The sequence below is a fragment of the Ignisphaera sp. genome (assembly GCA_038831005.1).
Classification (GTDB): domain Archaea; phylum Thermoproteota; class Thermoprotei_A; order Sulfolobales; family Ignisphaeraceae; genus Ignisphaera.
Genome location: JAWBKZ010000003.1, coordinates 37,313 through 55,434, shown reverse-complemented (window position 1 = coordinate 55,434; position 18,122 = coordinate 37,313). Strand labels below are relative to the sequence as shown.

Below are 18,122 nucleotides of genomic sequence, written 5' to 3'. Positions count from 1 at the left end.
AGACCCAGGTTCAAAACATCATCTACTAAACATAATTTAATGAAATATAGGTATATCTTTAACTGAAAACATTTTGAAACTTATGAAGGATTTGAACATTATTACTCTCTAGAAAGCTCTATTCCTTAAATACAGCACCTGTACATGATGAGGTAACGAGTTCTGAGTATCTTTTTAGATAGCCCTTAAACCTTATTTTAGCAGGTTTCCATTTCTTGAATCTTTCATTCAATTCATCTTCATCTACTAATAAATCGACTTTCTTCATCTTCAAATCTATTCTTATCCTATCACCATTCTCGACAACAGCTATAGGACCTCCTTCAGCTGCTTCAGGTGATACATGACCTATGGAGATACCTCTAGTAGCTCCAGAGAATCTTCCATCTGTTATAAGAGCTACATCTCTATCGAGATTCATGCCAACGAGAACAGATGTGGCAGTCAGCATTTCTCTCATCCCTGGCCCTCCTTTAGGTCCTTCATATCTTATCACAACTACATCACCTTTCTCAACTCTTCCATTAAGAATATCTGCTACTGCCTCTTCTTCTGAATTATAGACATTTGCTACACCATCGAAGAAGTAGAGGTTCTCCGGTAGAGCTGAAACTTTTATAACAGCACCAAGAGGTGCTAAAGAACCTTTTAGAATCATTATGCCTCCTCTCGGTAGCATGGGATTCTCTATAGGTCTAATTACATCTCTGCGCATAACTTGTGAACCATCTATTATCTCCCCAACGGTTTTTAGAGCTACAGTTAAACGATCTCTATGTATGAGTCCTTTCTTATCGAGTTCCTTCATAACTGCAGCTACACCTCCAGCTTCATGGAGATCTTGTATATGGTGAGGTCCAGCAGGACTAAGCCTAGCTAATGTAGGCGTGGCCTCGCTAATTCTATCGAAATCATCTAGACTTAAATCAATCTCACATTCTTTAGCTATAGCCATTAGATGTAGAACGGTGTTTGTTGATCCACCTAGAGCCATATCGACAGCTATAGCATCTAGAAAAGCCTCTCTGGTCAATATATCTCTAGGCTTTATGTTTTTCTCAACAAGTTTCACGATATTCATACCAGTAATCTTGGCAAGCCTTATTCTAGCAGCATCTACAGCAGGTATCGTTCCATTACCAGGTAGAGATATACCTAAAGCTTCAGTCAGTATATTTAGTGTGTTGGCTGTGAACATTCCTGCACATGATCCTACACCAGGACATGCAGCTTCTTCTATATGCTTCAGCTCATCTAAAGAAATTTTGCCTATCTTTACTGCTCCAACAGCTTCGAAGACATCGTGTAGATCAATATCTTTACCTCTATATCTTCCGGCAAGCATAGGTCCACCTGATATGAATATTGATGGTATATTTAGTCTAGCTATAGCCATGAGCATACCTGGTATGATTTTATCGCATGATGCTATAAGGACTAAACCATCGAATTGATAGGCTTTAGCCATAACCTCTATGCTATCAGCTATAAGCTCTCTCGATGGTAAAGAATACTTCATCCCTTCGTGACCCATAGCTATACCATCACATATACCTATAGTGTTGAACTCTAGGGGTGTTCCACCAGCAAGTCTTACACCGATTTTCACGGCTTCAGCGATCTGGTTAAGGTGCTTGTGTCCAGGTATAACTTCATTCCACGAGTTCGCTATACCTATCAAGGGCTTCTCTATCTCTTCGTCAGTTAAACCTAAGGCTTTGAATAGAGATCTGTGAGGAGCTCTCTCAATACCTTTCTTTACAACATTGCTTCTCATGGACAAACACCTAAACGATATCTGCTATAGTTAAAGAGTTAGGAAATTAAAACTCTGTTTGCTGAGGATAAGTAGTTGTTGACTCTTTTTCAAGATAGCTAGAAAATATTCATAAGCATCAATAAGCCCTCTAATGAATGCTTCTACAACATTTATGGACACACCTTGAGCAGACCATCTATAGTTGCCGTACCCTAATTCTACTGTAACTCTAAAAAGGCCACCATTCAGCACAGATATAGATGAGCTTACGATCTTTATACCAGATGTCGAGGGATATACTATTGATGCAGCTTCAGAAAATGCTCTAGCTACAGCCTTAACTGCATCTACATCTATAGCTCTAGCGTTAACATTCTTGATATCAACTACAGCTACACTTAAGCCACTTGAGTCGAGAAATATACGCCAGCTATAGGGAGTTAGTGTTTCTTCAACGTATCCGAGCTCCTTCAAAGCAATCAGTATAGCTGATGCTGGCGCTATATCGAAACTATAACCGAATTTCTCAAGCTCTTTAATCTTCGATAAAGCGCTTCTAACTCTAGAATCCTTCTTATCCACATCTATACCTATCTCCTTAAGAATAGCGACAATGTTTGAACTACCTGATAGATCTGATAGAATGAATTTTCGTGTATTTCCTACGACTTCTGGATCTATATGTTCATAAGCTCGCGGATTCTTTAGAACAGCATCTACATGGACTCCAGCTTTATGAGCAAAAGCGTAGTCACCTACATATGGTTGATAGGGATTAGGCTTCATATTAAGTGCGTCGTAGACCAATCTGGATATTGTTTTCAATTTTTTGATTGATTCGATACCATTTAGTACCTTTAGGTTCAGTTTATAGAATAGTGTTGGTATGATCTGCACAAGATCGGCATTACCTGTCCTCTCACCAATACCATTTATTGTGCCCTGAACATGTCTAGCACCAGCTGCTACACCTACAATAGTGTTTGCAATAGCGCAACCAATATCGTTATGCATATGAAGTCCTACTAGTATCTTAACTGTAGATACAACTTTACGAGTTATTTCATAGACCTCTAAAGGTGTTGTACCGCCGTTTGTGTCGCATAGAACTATGGTTTGTGCACCAGCTTCTTCAGCAATCTTGAGTGTCTCTAAACTGTATTCGGGATCTTCTTTGTATCCTTGATAGAAGTGTTCAGCATCAAATATCACCTTAACTCCATGGCTCTTTAGGTAGTTGATGGTATCATATATCATCTCTAGATTCTCTTCCTTAGAGGCATGTAGAATTTCGTATACATGTAGAGACCAACTTTTTCCAAAGATTACAGCAACATCTACATCTGCTTTCAATATAGCCTTAATATTCTCATCTTCATAGACCTTAGAATTTCTTTTTCGTGTACTTCCAAAAGCAGCTATTTTCGCATGTGATAGGCTATACCTCTTTATTACATTGAAGAATTCTGCATCTTTCGGATTAGATCCAGGCCATCCTGCTTCTATATAGTTTACGCCTAGATCATCAAGAGCTAATGCGATTTTTATCTTGTCTTCAACTGTTAGAGAGATACCGCTGGCTTGCGAACCATCTCTAAGTGTTGTATCCAGTATTTCAACGGATTTCTAAACCACCAACCACCTACTACACCGAATCCGAAAATATTGTAGAAGTTTAAAAACTTTATGTAGGATTATTGGATACAAATTGTATAAACAGGTATGAATACCATTCACATCTATTTTTGTTGTTCTCGAAGTATGAATTCTTCTCTAAGCCATCTACCTGTCTTCTCTAGTACACTGTTTTCCAATTCACTAAGCTCCTTCTTTACTGTAGGCATACCGTTTCTATATTCATTTAACCATTCTTTAGCAAACTCTCCACTCTTTATTCTGTCTAGAACACTTTTCATTTTAGCTCTAACGTTTTGATCTATAATGTACTTACCAACTGTTATACCTCCATACTTAGCTGTATCAGAGACTGCCTTGAGCATTCCTATTAATCCTCTCTCATAGATTAAATCAACAATTAGTTTAAGCTCATTAACGGTCTCAAAATAAGCTACCTCGGGTTGGTATCCAGCTTCTACAAGTGTTTGGAATGAAGCTTTTATCAATTCCATTATGCCTCCAACAAGTATTACTTGTTCACCGAAGAGGTCGGTTTCTGTCTCTTCCTTAAAGGTAGTCTCTATAGCACCTATGCGTGTAGCTCCTAGACCTTTAGCTATTGCAAGAGCCTTCTGAAGAGCTTTTCCAGAAACATCTTGATATACAGCAACAAGTACTGGAACACCACTACCTTTCTCAAACATTCTCCTAACCATTGCTCCAGGTGCTTTAGGGGCAATCATATATACATCAGATGTTGATGGAGGGACTATCAACTTAAAGTGTATGTTGAATCCATGTGCGAAAACAAGATCCGCACCATTCTTCATGAACGATTTCACATGCTTTTCCCAAATTTCTGGCTGCACCATGTCGGGTACCATAAAGATAATTACATCGGCATTATTTACAGCATCTTCGATAGACATAGGTGTGAATCCATCTTCTTCAGCCTGTTTCCAACTATAATCTCTAATCTTTAGACCTATAACAACATTTAATCCAGAATCACGTAGGTTTAGAGCCCAGGGTCTTCCTTGATTACCGTAACCTATTACGGCTATAACTTTATCCTTAAGCGGATCCAGGGAGACATCTTGATCTCTATATATTTTCGCCATATCTTTCACCCCAACTATAGCTTACGACACGGGAATAAATAGGTATATATAGTACGAAGTCGTGTTGCTCAATAGTTTTGCTGTTTTTATTTTTGTTACCTACTTTTAGAACTTCAATTCTTAGGTCATTAAAAACATCAACACGCTCAATAGAAACAGTTTTGCTTAAATTAAGTATGGCTAGCTGTAAATTTGGATGATCTTTTACTAAGAGATAAATTTCGAAAAGCCCTTCATCGTTAATTCTTCTACCATATATCCAATCGACATCTATCAGTAGTTTTCTGAATGTAGCCACAATTCTCTCTATATAGCTAGCATCGTGATAGTATCCTATAGCCCTAACTAGTTTTCCTTGGGTCACGTATGATCATCTCTCTAAGACTTCCTCCAGGAGGTAGTGTAGGTATGGCTAGTTCATCTTCAGGTATAGGTACTCTTATAACAGTAGCTACATTCTCCTTAATTGCAGTTTTAACAGATGTAGCAATATCTTCATAGCTTTGGACATCAAATCCCAAAGCTCCAAAAGCTTCCGCCAACTTTATGTAGTCAGTTCTATAGCCTAGCTCTACAGATATTATTCTACCGCCAAAGAATAGATCTTGAACTTGACGAACTAGACCTAGATTTCTATTATCAAATACAACAACTATTACAGGAATATTTTCTTCAACAACAACAGGAAGATTGTTTGCAGTCATTAGGAAGGAGCCATCACCATCTAAATCAACAACCACGTTCTGAGGTCTAGCAAGTTTTGCACCTATTGCCGCAGGAAATCCGAAACCCATGGTGCCCATGCCTCCAGAAGAGATAAATGTTCTAGGCTTAAGTACATCCCAGAATACTCCAGTCCACATCTGGTGCTGACCTACGCCAGTTGTCACGATAGCGTCTCGTGGAAGTACATCTCTAATTGTCTTGAGCACTCTCCAAGGCTTTAAACCTTTACCATCGTCTTCATAGTATATCCTCGTGTAGTAGTCTTTAAGCTCCCTGATGCGTCTAATCCATTCAGTTCTATCATACTTTTTAGCCACTATTGTTAGTGCTGATATCAGTTCCCTCAATATCGTTTTGGCATCGCCTACCAAACCTACGTCGATTTTTATGCTCTGTTTCTCTATTTCTGTTGGATCTATGTTGATCATAATTATCTTCTTGTTTGAATCTTTGATATCGTCATACTTAGTTATTGTTCTATCACTTAATCTAGCGCCAACAACAAGAACTACATCAGACTCTAAGAAAGCTTGATTAGCCTCGGCCCGCCCATAGTATCCCATCATACCTAAGTAGAGTGGATAGTCATGTGGTACAGCAGCTTTACCGAGAAATGTGGATACTATTGGTGCAACAAGAAGATCCGATAAAGTTACGACTTCTTCTGTAGCATTGCTCCAAACGACTCCTGCTCCAACAAGAATCAATGGCTTTTCAGCATTAACGAGCAACTCTATAGCCTTCTTGATAGCTATTTGATCTATCTTTAATGGAAACTCTCTATAACCCTTAATACTTTGTATATCAGAGATTTTTACACCATTGTTTACGTTTTGAGTCCAAATATCTCTAGGTACATCAATCACAACGGGACCGGGTCTACCTGTTAAAGCTATATAGAAAGCGTTTCTAATCCATATAGGTATTTCATCTGCACTATTCAACCTAATTGCAAACTTAGAGATATTCTGTACAACACCTATTATGTCTGCTTCTTGGAAAGCCATTTTACCCATCGATGATAATGGTACTTGACCTGTTATAGCTATTATGGGAGAGCTATCCCAATAAGCTGTAGCTATACCTGTTACAAGGTTAAGTGCTCCAGGTCCTGAGGTAGCGGTACATACACCAGGAAAACCTGAAGCTCTTGCATATCCATCAGCTGCATGAGCTGCACCTTGTTCATGTCTCATTAGAATGTTTCTTAGGTATCCATCTTTAACATAGTCGTATAAGACATCATAGAATTTCATGTTCGATAGACCTGGTATACCAAATATAACCCTAACGCCTTCCCTAACAAGAGATTCTACCATAAGTTTAGCTCCTATCATTAGAATTCTCCTCCGGACTTGATATACAGTCTGTTGGTCCAGATCTCTACATCAATCTCATTATCTATGAACATACTATGCTCGTTGTCTGACGTTAACGGACTTGGAGTTCCATCAGCCTCACCACGCAAACCAATTTACCCCTTCTTGTAGCGAGTTTTTAAACTTTTCTTCTAAGCATTTACTAACAATTACAATTTAAACATATTTATATCTGTTTGTATACTATACCACTTGTGTATCATCTTAATATGTTAATGAAGGCTTATATACCTCTAAAAATGATGTAGTGTAGGGGATGTCTATTGCTTACCCCCTGGAAATAGGTAGGAAAAACCTAGACAAATACATTAGGTTACTTGATACTACATTAAGAGACGGAGAACAGATGCCGGGGGTTGATTTAAGTGTTGAGCAAAAATTAGAGATAGCGTTACTGTTAGATGAACTAGGTGTGGACTCTATAGAGGCAGGATTTCCCATAACGAGTCAAGGTGAGTTTGAAGCTGTTAAACTTATAGCTAAGAGTGTTAGTCGTGCAGAAGTTGTTGCATTGGCTAGAGCAGTAAAAGCCGATATAGATAAGGCTATAGATGCTGATGTAGATGCAGTTCATACCTTTATAGCTACATCGGATTTACATATGGAGTACAAGCTCAAGATGACTCGTGAACAAGTTTTAGAAAAAGCTGTTCAGGCAATTGAGTATGCGAAAGCTCATGGAGTTGTTGTTGAATTTAGTGCTGAAGATGCTACAAGATCTGAACCAAGGTTTCTGGTTGAGATATTTCAGGCTGTTGTTAATGCTGGTGCAAGTAGGATAGATATAGCTGATACTGTTGGTATTGCATATCCAAGCTACATATCACGCTTGGTATCGTATGTCAAGAATAATGTTAAAGGTAATTACATAGTTAGTGTTCACTGTCATAACGATTTTGGTATGGCTGTAGCAAACAGTATATCAGCTATCGAGGCAGGTGCAGAACAAGTACATGTAACAGTCATTGGTGTAGGTGAAAGAGCAGGTAATGCCGCTCTAGAAGAAGTAGCTTCTGCGTCAAAATTCCTCCTAGGCTGTAGGGTTGGTATAAATTTTGAGAAGATACGTAAAGTAGCTGATATAGTAGCAAAATATTTCGGGATTTCTGTACCGCCCAATAAAGCTATAGTTGGTCGCAACGCATTTGCGCATGAATCAGGAATACATGTTCATGGGGTTCTCAGCCATCCACTAACCTATGAGCCTATAGATCCAGCTATTGTGGGAGCTGAAAGACTTATAGTTATAGGGAAACATAGCGGTAGACATGCTGTTGAATATGTATTGAAACAAATGGGTATAGAACTGAGAGAAGAGGTGGTTACGGAGGTCCTAAAGATGGTTAAAGAACTTGGAGACAAGGGCATTAAAATCGATAAATATGTATTAGATGATGTGATTAGAAAGGCTATGAGGAGAATATGAATGGTCTTCAATATAGCTGTTATAGAAGGAGATGGTATAGGGCCCGAGATAGTCTCATCAGCTCTTAAAGTGCTAGAGAAAGTTGTTAGATTCTATGGTCTTCAAATTGTGGTTACGAAAGTTTATGGCGGAGATACTGCGGTTAAAATGTTTGGTGAGGCTCTTCCAGAAGATTCGTGGAATATCATAAAGAGAAGTGATGCAATACTTAAGGGTCCTGTAGGTGAAAGTGCGGGAGATGTTGTAGTGAAAATCAGAAGAGGTCTAGATCTGTATGCTAATATCAGGCCAGCTAAAGCTTTACCAGGTGTTAACTCGCTGAGAAGAGATATAGATTTGGTGATAGTTAGAGAAAATACTGAAGACATATATGTAAGAGCTGAACACATGGTTACAGATGATGTAGCTATAGCTTTACGTGTAGTAAGTAAAAGGGCAAGCGAAAGAATAGCTAAAGTAGCCTTTGATTTAGCATTAAGTAGAAGGAAGAAGATCACAGTAGTTCATAAGGCTAATGTTTTAACTGTTAGTGATGGTTTATTTAGATCGTGTATATATAGAGTAGCTCAGAACTACAATGATGTAGTGGTAGATGAAATGTATATAGATGCTGCAGTTATGGATATAGTTAGGAGGCCTGAAAGATTTGATGTAATTGTGACCACTAACCTATTCGGTGATATACTTAGCGATCTAGCAGCTTATGTTTCTGGAAGCATAGGTTTAGCTGCATCAGCAAACATAGGTGATGAGAAGGCAATGTTTGAACCTATACATGGTGCAGCATTCGATATAGCTGGTAAAGGTTTAGCCAATCCTATGGCAATGATATTCTGTGTTTCATGGATGCTTAAATGGTTAGGTGAGAAACACAGTATAGATACATATATCAAGGCATCTAAATCAATAGATAGAGCTATTCTAGAGGTCCTCAAGGACGGTACAAAACTAACGCCAGATCTTGGTGGAAACAGTAAAACAATTGAATTTACTGAAGCTGTCCTCGAAAAAATCAGCTACTAAGGTTCTTCAGCAATATTCCTTATATTCCTATAAAAACAAGTTTTATTACCAGTGTGACATATGGGCCCTAGAGGTCTAACTAGAACTACAATGGCATCTTCATCACAATCAACTTTAATATCTACAACAACTTGATAATTACCGCTAGTTTCGCCTTTAAGCCAGATCTTGCTATGTGATATAGACCATAGATGTAGATATCCCGTGGTTAATGTTTTTATAAATGCTTCTCTGTTCATATGTCCCACCATAAGCACATCCTTTGTATCGATATCTTGTACAACAACTATAACGGTATTCTGTTCGTATCTAAATCTCAGCTTATTTGCAATCTCTTCAGCTCTCTCTCTACTGAACTCAACTATCTCTTTATCCATTGAGCAATAGCCTCAAGAAGCTGTTTACCTGTAGAACCGCTTTTTTCTGGATGGAATTGTGTTCCAAATATGTTTCTATAGGCTATAGCTGCTGGAAAGAGCATATCATAATGACTTAGCATGCATATGTGGTCGAGATGTCTGGGATAAACAACATAGCTATGGACAAAATACACATATTTACCATCAAGTTTGGCGAACACTTCGCATTTATCGTTTTTGTTGAAGAGGTACACTTTATCCCAACCTATGTGTGGAAGTTTCTTGCTGGTTATAATTCTGTCTACATATCCCTCCAGTATACCTAATCCTTTTGAGTATCCATACTCTGTACTATACTCAAACAGTATCTGCATACCTAGACATATACCAAGTATTGCAGAAACCTTACTAACTGCTTCTTTAAGCACATAACCTTCCTTTTCTATATAAGGTCCCAAAGCCTTAAATGAACCTACACCCGGTAAGACTAGGAGATCATAATCGTATTCAAGATCACTAGATATATGTACATCAAAACCTACACGTTTTAATGCTGACGATATGCTGAAAAGATTGCCTACACCATAATTAAGTACCAGAGCTCTCATTTACGTCTCCTCAATAACTCTTTAGCAATATCTTCTGGTGTAATGTTCTTGAGCGCCATCAACACCAAGAGATGATATAGGAGATCAGCTACTTCACTTACAAGTCTTTCTCTAGATTCTGCTAAAGCGGCCACTATTACCTCTATAGATTCTTCACCAAACTTTCTAGCAACATATTCAATACCTTTACTTACTAGCTGAACCGTGTAGCTGTTTGTAGGCTTCTTTTCTATTCTATCAACTATAGTGCTATAAAGTTCAGCTAGGACTAGATCCAAATCTTACACCTATGCTCTTGCTATGTATTTTAAACCCTTCATATTCAGCTAGTTGTAGAACAGCTTGAATAACTTCTCTCTTTATGGACGAACTATCGAGTATTATTGATAAAGGTTTGAGAAAGTCGTAGACACTTAATGCACCCTTAGATGTAGCCCATCTATTTGTTGGAAGTATATGGTTAGGACCTATGTAGTCTATTAGTGCTGGAGGTTCTTTCCCCAAAGATATGGCACCCACATTACTTATATAGTTCAGGTACTTTTGTGGTTGAGCTACATGAAGCGATAGATGTTCAGGTGCAATAGTATTGACTATATCTATAGCTTCATCAATACTACTAACTTCAACAATGTAATAGTCATGATCTTTATCTTGCTCTAGGATTTTACCTACTTCTTGTATAAGCTTTTTCGAATTAGATATCAATACTATAAATGTTCCCTGGCCATGTTCAGCTTGTGCCATCATGTCAATTGAAACCATCTCTGGTTCAGCTGATTCATCAGCTACAACAACAAGTTCTGTGGGTCCTTCTATACCATCAATAGCTACAGCATCCTGTACGAGAAATTTTGCTGCTTGGACATATATGTTTCCAGGACCCACAATTTTGTCAACCTTCTTAACAGATTCAGTTCCATAGGCAAGTGCCGCTATAGCTTGTGCACCACCTATTCTATACACTTCATCAACATCTAGCTTTAGAGCTACGTAAGCTACGGCTGGATTAACACAGCCATCAGGCATAGGTGGAGAGGCTACATACATTTTCTTAACTTTTGCAACTTTAGCTGGTACTCCAGCCATTAATAGTGATGAAGGATAAGATTTTTTTCCTCCTGGTACGTATATACCTACATTATCAATGCTTCTCCAAACATATCCCAATCTAACACCTTCAACTTCTACTATAACATCTTTAGGTAGATGAAGCTCATGAATTTTGAATAGAATATCATGGACAATATCTATAGATTTCTTGAGACCAGGCTCAAGATCTTTACAACATTTCAATAAGTATTGCCTGTCTATTGCAATAGTATCTATATCCACACCGTCGAACTTCTTTGTAAATTCTTTTAAAGCTTTATCACCATATTTTCTAACATACTCTATAGTGTTTTTAACAACATCTAAAACTTTTTCAAGTTCTAAAGGTCTTACATTTGGGAACCGGTAATATATAGTCATAATCTGACCTCAACACCTTTGGATCTGAGGTAGAGCTTGAGTTCCCTTATACTTACAATACAGTCATGAAATATACCGGCAGCTAATGCAGCATCAGCGTAACCTTGTACAAAAACCTCGTAGAAATGCTCCATACTCCCAGCTCCACCACTAGCTATAACTGGTAATCTAACGGCACATGCTATACTTTTAGTTAGCTTTACATCATATCCAAGTCTAGTTCCATCTCTGTCTATACTGGTCAAAAGTATTTCGCCTGCCCCTAAGGCTTCAACGGTTTTAGCCCACTCTACAGCATCTAGGTTTGTGTTGTATGTGCCTGAGTACGTATATACAAGGTATTTATCGCCACTCCTCTTAGCGTCTATAGCTACAACAATACACTGTGAACCAAATTCTTCAGCACTTCTTGAAATTATTTTTGGATTATTTACTGCAGCTGTATTTATGCTTACTTTATCTGCTCCATATGATAGAACGTCAGCTACATCATTTAAATCTCTTATACCTCCTCCAACAGTCAAAGGTATTGATAACACACTTGCAGTATCTTTAACAACATTGAGTAAAGTCTTTCTATTCTCTATACTTGCAGTTATATCAAGAAACACTATCTCATCTGCACCTTCTTCTTCATATCTAGCAGCAAGCTCTACTGGATCACCTTTATCTTTCAAGTTCTGGAACTTTACACCCTTGACTACCCTTCCATTCTTTACATCTAGACAGGGAATTATTCTCTTAACAGTCATATTACTCCCTTTGTACTCCTGATACCGCTACCAATGATTCGTGTAGCATCATGTAGAGCTAGACCTAATCCCTTAAACACAGCCTCTATAATGTGGTGTATATTGTGACCTCTAATCTTTAGAACATGTATAGTTATCTTTGATCGGGTGGCCAATGTATCTATGAAGTGATTAACATTTTCAGTACTCATTCCACCTATAACTGTTTTCTCTAAATCTAGATCTATATAACTACCACCTCTTCCAGATATATCAACTGCTACAAGAATCAAGGCATCGTCCATTGGTACAACAACATGTGAATATCTCTTTATACCTGATTTATCTTCTATACATTTGGCCAAAGCTTCACCTATAGCTATGGCTGTATCTTCCACAATGTGGTGATCATCGTAAGGCTTTTTATCAACAGTTTTAATGGTTGCAGAGGAATTCATGTGTTTGAATAATGTTTCAAGCATATGGTTTAGAAACGGTATAGGTGTATCAATCCTGATCTCTCCCTCTGAGTCTATATCTATATAGACTTCTGTAAAAGTTTCTAGTGTCTCCCTTGAATATCTACACTGCCTAGTCATTTTTTACACCCCTAAGAAAGCCTCTGAAGAGAGCCATACCGACTATAGCGTAATCAAAACCCATAGAGTTCAGCAACAATATATCTTCGTATTTCGAGATACCTCCAGCATATTCTTTCAGCCCTTTAACCTTTGATACATATTTAGCTATATTACTATCTATTCCACTCATAGTTCCTTCAGTATCTATATAGGTAAACATTATACCTAGTAAAGGATATTGCGAAGCAATTTCTATTGCTTTATCAATTTCTATTGCCTTCTCGTTCCATCCAGAAACATACACGTATCCATCAGATCTGTAATCTAGTGTAAGAATGACTTTATCACCACCAACATTGTTGATTATATGGTTAAACTCACTTCTATTTCTAAAGAATAACGAAGATATTACGACAGCTGAAGCACCATATCCAAGAACTCTATAAACTTTAGTTAAACTTCTTATGCCACCTCCAACTTGAATCCAACTAAATCCTATAGACGATATATTGCTTATTAAATGACTATTATCTCCCACTCCTTCTGCAGCATCTAGATCTACTACATGTACTGCTTCATATCCATTGCTATACAGTTCTTCAGCAACTTTAATAGGATCGCCAATAACTATACCGGTACCCCTAACACCTTTAACACGTTTCACAGCCCTGCCATCACTTATATCTATGCTGGGCATAACCTTAATCAAGATATCACCTTTTCGATATCTAGTACAACTATATCTCTAGCTCCTTTAGATATAGATTTAGTTACTACAATAGGGATATCATCTTCATTAATTACCGTTATGACCTCCCAAGCATCAGCCTTACTTAATTTCGTTACAGCCGGAGCCAACATCGCTGGGAGAACGCTAAGCACATCATTGAGTCTATTGTTAGGAACATTCATGAAGACCATCTTCTTCCCTTTGGCGTTTATAACTCCCTGGACAAGTGTTACAATAAGCTTTATCATCTCAGCGTAACGACTATTTCGCCAGTTCTTACCAGCAATAAGTGTTGCATATGTCTGTAACACAGTATCTATAGGCTCTAGACCATGGATACGAAGTGTTGTACCACTACTAGCAACGTCTATAACTGCGTCAGCTGCACCTAGATATGGCATAACTTCTGTAGCTCCACTAACTCTTACTATTTTTGCCTTTAGATTCTGTTCTCTGATATATTTAGAAGCGATATTGTAGTACTTGGTTGCAATCCTTATACTTTTATCCCTAATCTGAGATGCATCTTGTATATTCCAGCTACTTGGTACGGCAAACACTATACTTGCTTCACCGAAATCGAGCTTCACTAGCTCTTCAACATCTGCTTCAGATTCCACAACATAGTCATGACCTGTTATGCCTAGTTCAGCTCCTCCACTTTCAACAATATATGGTATATCTTCTGTTCTTACTGCTACAAGCTCTACATCACTCCAATTAGTTGGAATGACTAAAGCTCTTTCATCAAACACTTTAGGCTTTATTCCTATTGCTTGAAGAAGTTTTAGCGATGGTTCTTGAAGTCTACCTTTATTAGGTATAGCTATCTTCATAACTCTCTACCTATAACGTATAATATCTTGCTACATAGCTCTGGTGGCGGTATTGTTAGTCTATATAGATCTTCACCAACTTTCTTAATGTATATACCATGTTTTCGCAGAATACTACTAAGATCTCTTTTATCTCTGATTAGTAGGAAATTCGTTAAAGATCTATAAACCTTCAGATTCAGGGTTTTGAATTTTTCATAGAGGTAGTTTCGTATCTCCTTTATATTATTCACCACCTTCTCCATATGCCACCTATTTTCTAATGCGCTTATACCTGCTACAAGTGATGGTGTAGGTATATCGAAGGTCGTGTGTATCGCTGATATCCTTTCTATAACATTTTTGTCTGCCACGATATAGCCAAGTCTGAAGCCGGCTAAACAGAAAGCTTTGCTAAGGCTTCTAACAACTATAATGTTTGGGTATCGATCTATATAGGGGACTACAGTATAACCTGCATATTCATGATATGCTTCATCGAACACAACATAACCATTAACATTCTTTGCTAAGGCTTCAACTACATTCTCTTTAGCGTGTACCACAGGACCACCAGTAGGATTATTAGGATCAACTATTACGGCTAGGTTTACATTTCTAGATTTCTCTATTAGAGCATCAGTATCTACTCTCCACCAATCACCATCTTCATAACTGTTAACAGTTACGCTTACTAATCCTCTTGCTTCTGCATATACCTTTATCATAGCGAATGTTGGATCTATGTATAGAACCTTGTTACCTTGGTTAACTAAGTTATAGAAAATAGATCTTAAGGCACCATCGCCTCCAACAAATGGATAGACATTGTCTTTATTAGTTTTGGTGTATTCAGCTAGAAGTTCTCTTAATCTATCAAAGAGGCTCTTATTTGGGTATAGATTACAGCTCTTTAGATATTTTGTAACAGCCTCTACTACAAAATCAGGTACATTGTATAAACATTCATTGAGATGCAACCTTATGGCTTCATTTGGAGGCTCTTCATACACATAGCGGATTTGTGTTGGTGCAATAAACATCCCCTTTCATTCAACCTTGTGTAGGGTTTTTAAGCTTAGTGTATTACATCATTTATACAAAAACCATAGAACTAAGGTATCTATATGCATAGCGATCATTCATGAATATATATAGCTTATTAACAAATTCACACTACATTATCTAGGTGCTGGGTGTTAGTTGTGTACATACCGAGGGATGAATTAATAGATGTTATAGTTCGTAATGGCATGGTTGAAGAATTCGCTTCTTGGATTAAGAAGAAACTTGGAGATGATGGAGATCCAATTTCTCTAGAAGATGTAGACTATGAATATCTGCTTCATTTCGCTCTAGAAAAAAAGCTGATAAATGTTGATGAGCTTCCAGAATACATTAAAGATTTAGAGAATATACAGTATCCTGATATCGATGACAAAGAGCTTGAAATGAGGAGGTTGCCCAGAAAGATCAGACGAAAAACATAGACTTATCTCTCTTTACTGCTTACATCATTAGTATAGATATTCTCTAATTCTTCCAAAATCTTTTTACCCCATCCCTCACCTAGAAGCTTTATCAGAAGCTCACGCTTCTCGATTATATCCTTAACGTTTCTTATACCATTATTAACGAGAATTCTAGCTCTGACTCTACCTATGTACTTGAGCTTGACTAAATCCAGAACATCCTCTCGGACTCCGTGTCTCACTCTATCAATTAGTACTTCAAGCTTATCGCTGTGTCTCTTTAATCTCGCAGTTCTCGTAATAATGTATGCTGAAAATACAAGCCATTCACCAGTTTCTTTGATAACTCCGAGATCACCAAGTTCTATACCATATCGCTCAACAATAACTCTCTCGGGAACCTCTTCTATCCAATCCCTTAATATCAATCCAATTATACATCCTCTAAACCAATTTACATTAGGGTCTTTTGCTCTATACTCTAGAGATTGTGGCGGAACCTCTCCCCTTATTTCAAGATCTGTTACAAGTTCTTCGAACCATTCATATGCCTGTTTAGCTATATGTACATCAGCAAAATCAGGAGTCATACCTATGAGCGAAAGATAGTATAGAGGAGGTACATCTTCTCTGTCTTTTAGTCCATCTATTATTATGAAACTTGAGACAGGGTCTATGTAGAGCCACGATGTTGCCATACCTAAGTTTGTAGGTGTGAATGTTACTTCTGTTCCGGTCTTTCGTGATCTAATCATTGCAAGCTCTTCTAGCATAGTTACTGTCTTTCTTAATTTTTCTTCTATGGTTATTGAATTCATATTTACTGCATTGAACGACATACTAAAAAACTTGACAAGATCCCCTAATGTTGTTGTTTCTCCTGACGATATTGAAGCGAGAACGTGTTTTCGCAAAGCATCATCATTCCATAGACTTGAACCTACAGCTTCTGGTGTACCCTCGATATATTTTTTGGCTTCAGATAGAGATGTCACGTCTTTACCTATCACAACTATACCGTAGGGATCATACTGAGGTCTTCCAGCACGACCCGAAAGCTGTTTGTATTCTAATATACTGATCCTCTTCATGTATTTCTCGCTAAAGTATCTGGTGTTTATGATCGCTACTCTAGCGGGCAGATTAACACCCATGGCTAATGTTGGTGTAGCAGCTAGATACCTTAGTAGTCTTTCTCTAAATGCCTTTTCTATGAATTGTCTAGCGTTAAACGATAAACCAGCGTGATGATAAGATGCTCCACAACGTATTAACGGATATAGTTTTTCGTACTCAAAATCATGGAGCTGATCTTTGAGTTTTTTTGCTAAAACATCTAGTTCTCGTAGTTCATAATCTGGTAGGGATTTGCACAATACGGGAGCATATGTATAAGCTAATTCTTCAACTGCTTTTCTAGAATATTTGAACTCTAACACATTAAAACCTTCACTAACAGCTTTTTGCAACCAGTAATTAGTTAAATCATCGACAGTTATAGTGGCTAGACCATAAGCTACTTCTCTAGGTATGAGCATGGTCCAAGTTTTTTCACCTCTATTCTTATAAGCTATAACCTCGTAAAGCTTCACAGGTCTCCAATCAGATTTAATGAGAATAGCATTAAGCCATTTAGCTATCTCATCAGGATTGCCTATAGTTGCCGATAAAGCCACTATCTGTATTCCTAGCATTTTAGCCCTCATGGCTATCATCTCAACTATATGTCCTCTACCAGCATCCCCAAGCATATGCATTTCATCTATGACTATGGTTCTTACATTATCAAACCATCTAGGTCTTTTCCTCATAATAGAGTCTAGACGTTCATAGGTAGTAACAATTAGGTCGAATCTACCTAAGTTCTCTATCTCTTCTTGAGTAACGATGTAATCTCCAACAGATATACCAACCTTTATACCATATCGTTCCCAAAATTTGAATTCACTATACTTTTCATAAGCTAGAGCTTTTAGTGGTGTTGTATAGATGCCTTTTCCATTTTTTGTAGCAGCAATTAGAGCTATTTCACCAATAAGAGTCTTACCGCTAGCAGTAGGTGCTACAATGACCATATTATTCATATCGAGAAGACCTTTTCTTAAAGCCTCGGCTTGTGGAGGTGTGAAACTCTTTATTCCTTTTTCTCTTAGTCCACTAGCTATAGGCTCAGGGATATCCATAAGCATCACTATGAGTGTCCTGAATATCCATATGTTATCTTAACTTGGTAACGTTATATACTGAGAGGTGTCCAAAAATATACATAACACGCTACTGTCTACGAATATACCTCAATCAT

Annotated in this window: 19 protein-coding genes; 3 read left to right on the top strand and 16 right to left on the bottom strand. The window is 37.8% G+C overall.

The features are described from left to right. Window positions 1-118: 118 nt before the first annotated feature. The 6 genes from ilvD to QXK50_03615 all read right to left on the bottom strand — a co-directional run bounded on the left by ilvD (window position 119) and on the right by QXK50_03615 (window position 6,691). The gene (gene ilvD, locus QXK50_03640; GenBank protein MEM2008258.1) at window positions 119-1,777 is read right to left on the bottom strand and encodes a dihydroxy-acid dehydratase; all 1,659 of its coding nucleotides are present in this window, start codon (window positions 1,775-1,777) and stop codon (window positions 119-121) included. A gap of 30 nt (window positions 1,778-1,807) precedes the next feature. Next, window positions 1,808-3,370 (bottom strand): citramalate synthase, encoded by a 1,563-nt coding sequence (gene cimA / locus QXK50_03635; protein ID MEM2008257.1) that lies wholly within the window; start codon window positions 3,368-3,370, stop codon window positions 1,808-1,810. 128 nt (window positions 3,371-3,498) lie between these two features. Beyond that, complete coding sequence (gene ilvC / locus QXK50_03630) at window positions 3,499-4,497, bottom strand: ketol-acid reductoisomerase (protein MEM2008256.1); 999 nt, start codon at window positions 4,495-4,497, stop codon at window positions 3,499-3,501. Beyond that, the gene (locus QXK50_03625) at window positions 4,481-4,861 is read right to left on the bottom strand and encodes a hypothetical protein (protein ID MEM2008255.1); all 381 of its coding nucleotides are present in this window, start codon (window positions 4,859-4,861) and stop codon (window positions 4,481-4,483) included. Before QXK50_03625 ends, ilvC begins: the two co-directional genes overlap by 17 nt. Continuing rightward, window positions 4,839-6,560 (bottom strand): acetolactate synthase large subunit, encoded by a 1,722-nt coding sequence (locus QXK50_03620; protein MEM2008254.1) that lies wholly within the window; start codon window positions 6,558-6,560, stop codon window positions 4,839-4,841. The genes QXK50_03625 and QXK50_03620 overlap by 23 nt, the downstream gene beginning before the upstream one ends. Beyond that, window positions 6,560-6,691, bottom strand: a complete 132-nt coding sequence (locus QXK50_03615) for a hypothetical protein (protein ID MEM2008253.1) — start codon at window positions 6,689-6,691, stop codon at window positions 6,560-6,562. The genes QXK50_03620 and QXK50_03615 overlap by 1 nt, the downstream gene beginning before the upstream one ends. Before the next feature lie 167 nt (window positions 6,692-6,858). On the opposite strand from QXK50_03615, the gene QXK50_03610 reads away from it, so the two are divergent. Continuing rightward, a complete protein-coding gene (locus QXK50_03610) occupies window positions 6,859-8,028 on the top strand; it encodes a 2-isopropylmalate synthase (GenBank protein ID MEM2008252.1) in 1,170 nt (389 codons plus the stop codon). Next, the gene (locus QXK50_03605; GenBank protein ID MEM2008251.1) at window positions 8,029-9,051 is read left to right on the top strand and encodes an isocitrate/isopropylmalate dehydrogenase family protein; all 1,023 of its coding nucleotides are present in this window, start codon (window positions 8,029-8,031) and stop codon (window positions 9,049-9,051) included. It abuts the gene before it with no gap. On the opposite strand, the gene hisI is transcribed toward QXK50_03605, so the two are convergent. The 9 genes from hisI to QXK50_03560 are packed head-to-tail and all read right to left on the bottom strand — an operon-like array spanning window position 9,048 to window position 15,391. Then, window positions 9,048-9,428: a phosphoribosyl-AMP cyclohydrolase gene (hisI, locus tag QXK50_03600; protein ID MEM2008250.1), complete on the bottom strand. Its 381-nt coding sequence runs from the start codon at window positions 9,426-9,428 to the stop codon at window positions 9,048-9,050. The two genes, QXK50_03605 and hisI, sit on opposite strands and share 4 nt — an antisense overlap. Further along, window positions 9,413-10,018, bottom strand: a complete 606-nt coding sequence (gene hisH, locus QXK50_03595) for an imidazole glycerol phosphate synthase subunit HisH (protein MEM2008249.1) — start codon at window positions 10,016-10,018, stop codon at window positions 9,413-9,415. The genes hisI and hisH overlap by 16 nt, the downstream gene beginning before the upstream one ends. Beyond that, window positions 10,015-10,296 carry a phosphoribosyl-ATP diphosphatase gene (gene hisE / locus QXK50_03590; protein MEM2008248.1) on the bottom strand — a complete coding sequence of 94 codons (282 nt, stop codon included), beginning with the start codon at window positions 10,294-10,296 and terminating at the stop codon, window positions 10,015-10,017. The genes hisH and hisE overlap by 4 nt, the downstream gene beginning before the upstream one ends. Then, window positions 10,277-11,491: a histidinol dehydrogenase gene (hisD, locus tag QXK50_03585; GenBank protein MEM2008247.1), complete on the bottom strand. Its 1,215-nt coding sequence runs from the start codon at window positions 11,489-11,491 to the stop codon at window positions 10,277-10,279. The genes hisE and hisD overlap by 20 nt, the downstream gene beginning before the upstream one ends. Next, on the bottom strand, window positions 11,488-12,243 hold the full coding sequence (gene hisF / locus QXK50_03580; GenBank protein MEM2008246.1) for an imidazole glycerol phosphate synthase subunit HisF: 756 nt from the start codon (window positions 12,241-12,243) through the stop codon (window positions 11,488-11,490). The genes hisD and hisF overlap by 4 nt, the downstream gene beginning before the upstream one ends. Beyond that, on the bottom strand, window positions 12,240-12,821 hold the full coding sequence (gene hisB, locus QXK50_03575) for an imidazoleglycerol-phosphate dehydratase (protein ID MEM2008245.1): 582 nt from the start codon (window positions 12,819-12,821) through the stop codon (window positions 12,240-12,242). Before hisB ends, hisF begins: the two co-directional genes overlap by 4 nt. Beyond that, the gene (hisA, locus tag QXK50_03570) at window positions 12,814-13,512 is read right to left on the bottom strand and encodes a 1-(5-phosphoribosyl)-5-((5-phosphoribosylamino)methylideneamino)imidazole-4-carboxamide isomerase (GenBank protein MEM2008244.1); all 699 of its coding nucleotides are present in this window, start codon (window positions 13,510-13,512) and stop codon (window positions 12,814-12,816) included. Before hisA ends, hisB begins: the two co-directional genes overlap by 8 nt. Next, window positions 13,509-14,369, bottom strand: coding sequence for an ATP phosphoribosyltransferase (hisG, locus tag QXK50_03565; GenBank protein MEM2008243.1), 861 nt, complete (start codon window positions 14,367-14,369; stop codon window positions 13,509-13,511). Before hisG ends, hisA begins: the two co-directional genes overlap by 4 nt. Beyond that, window positions 14,366-15,391 (bottom strand): aminotransferase class I/II-fold pyridoxal phosphate-dependent enzyme, encoded by a 1,026-nt coding sequence (locus tag QXK50_03560; GenBank protein ID MEM2008242.1) that lies wholly within the window; start codon window positions 15,389-15,391, stop codon window positions 14,366-14,368. The genes hisG and QXK50_03560 overlap by 4 nt, the downstream gene beginning before the upstream one ends. Window positions 15,392-15,553: 162 nt before the next feature. Between QXK50_03560 and QXK50_03555 the strand changes: the two genes are divergently transcribed. After that, window positions 15,554-15,838, top strand: coding sequence for a hypothetical protein (locus QXK50_03555; protein ID MEM2008241.1), 285 nt, complete (start codon window positions 15,554-15,556; stop codon window positions 15,836-15,838). A 2-nt stretch (window positions 15,839-15,840) separates the two neighbouring features. On the opposite strand, the gene QXK50_03550 is transcribed toward QXK50_03555, so the two are convergent. Beyond that, window positions 15,841-18,003, bottom strand: coding sequence for a DEAD/DEAH box helicase (locus QXK50_03550; protein MEM2008240.1), 2,163 nt, complete (start codon window positions 18,001-18,003; stop codon window positions 15,841-15,843). Window positions 18,004-18,122 lie beyond the last annotated feature (119 nt).

Excerpts from the sequence above, each read along its gene's own strand:
- ilvD (MEM2008258.1), bottom strand. The coding sequence starts at position 1,777 with ATGAGAAGCAATGTTGTAAAGAAAGGTATTGAGAGAGCTCCTCACAGA.
- ilvC (MEM2008256.1), bottom strand. The coding sequence starts at position 4,497 with ATGGCGAAAATATATAGAGATCAAGATGTCTCCCTGGATCCGCTTAAG.
- QXK50_03620 (MEM2008254.1), bottom strand. The coding sequence starts at position 6,560 with ATGATAGGAGCTAAACTTATGGTAGAATCTCTTGTTAGGGAAGGCGTT.
- QXK50_03610 (MEM2008252.1), top strand. The coding sequence starts at position 6,859 with ATGTCTATTGCTTACCCCCTGGAAATAGGTAGGAAAAACCTAGACAAA.
- QXK50_03605 (MEM2008251.1), top strand. The coding sequence starts at position 8,029 with ATGGTCTTCAATATAGCTGTTATAGAAGGAGATGGTATAGGGCCCGAG.
- hisI (MEM2008250.1), bottom strand. The coding sequence starts at position 9,428 with ATGGATAAAGAGATAGTTGAGTTCAGTAGAGAGAGAGCTGAAGAGATT.
- hisH (MEM2008249.1), bottom strand. The coding sequence starts at position 10,018 with ATGAGAGCTCTGGTACTTAATTATGGTGTAGGCAATCTTTTCAGCATA.
- hisD (MEM2008247.1), bottom strand. The coding sequence starts at position 11,491 with ATGACTATATATTACCGGTTCCCAAATGTAAGACCTTTAGAACTTGAA.
- hisF (MEM2008246.1), bottom strand. The coding sequence starts at position 12,243 with ATGACTGTTAAGAGAATAATTCCCTGTCTAGATGTAAAGAATGGAAGG.
- hisB (MEM2008245.1), bottom strand. The coding sequence starts at position 12,821 with ATGACTAGGCAGTGTAGATATTCAAGGGAGACACTAGAAACTTTTACA.
- hisG (MEM2008243.1), bottom strand. The coding sequence starts at position 14,369 with ATGAAGATAGCTATACCTAATAAAGGTAGACTTCAAGAACCATCGCTA.
- QXK50_03560 (MEM2008242.1), bottom strand. The coding sequence starts at position 15,391 with ATGTTTATTGCACCAACACAAATCCGCTATGTGTATGAAGAGCCTCCA.
- QXK50_03550 (MEM2008240.1), bottom strand. The coding sequence starts at position 18,003 with ATGGATATCCCTGAGCCTATAGCTAGTGGACTAAGAGAAAAAGGAATA.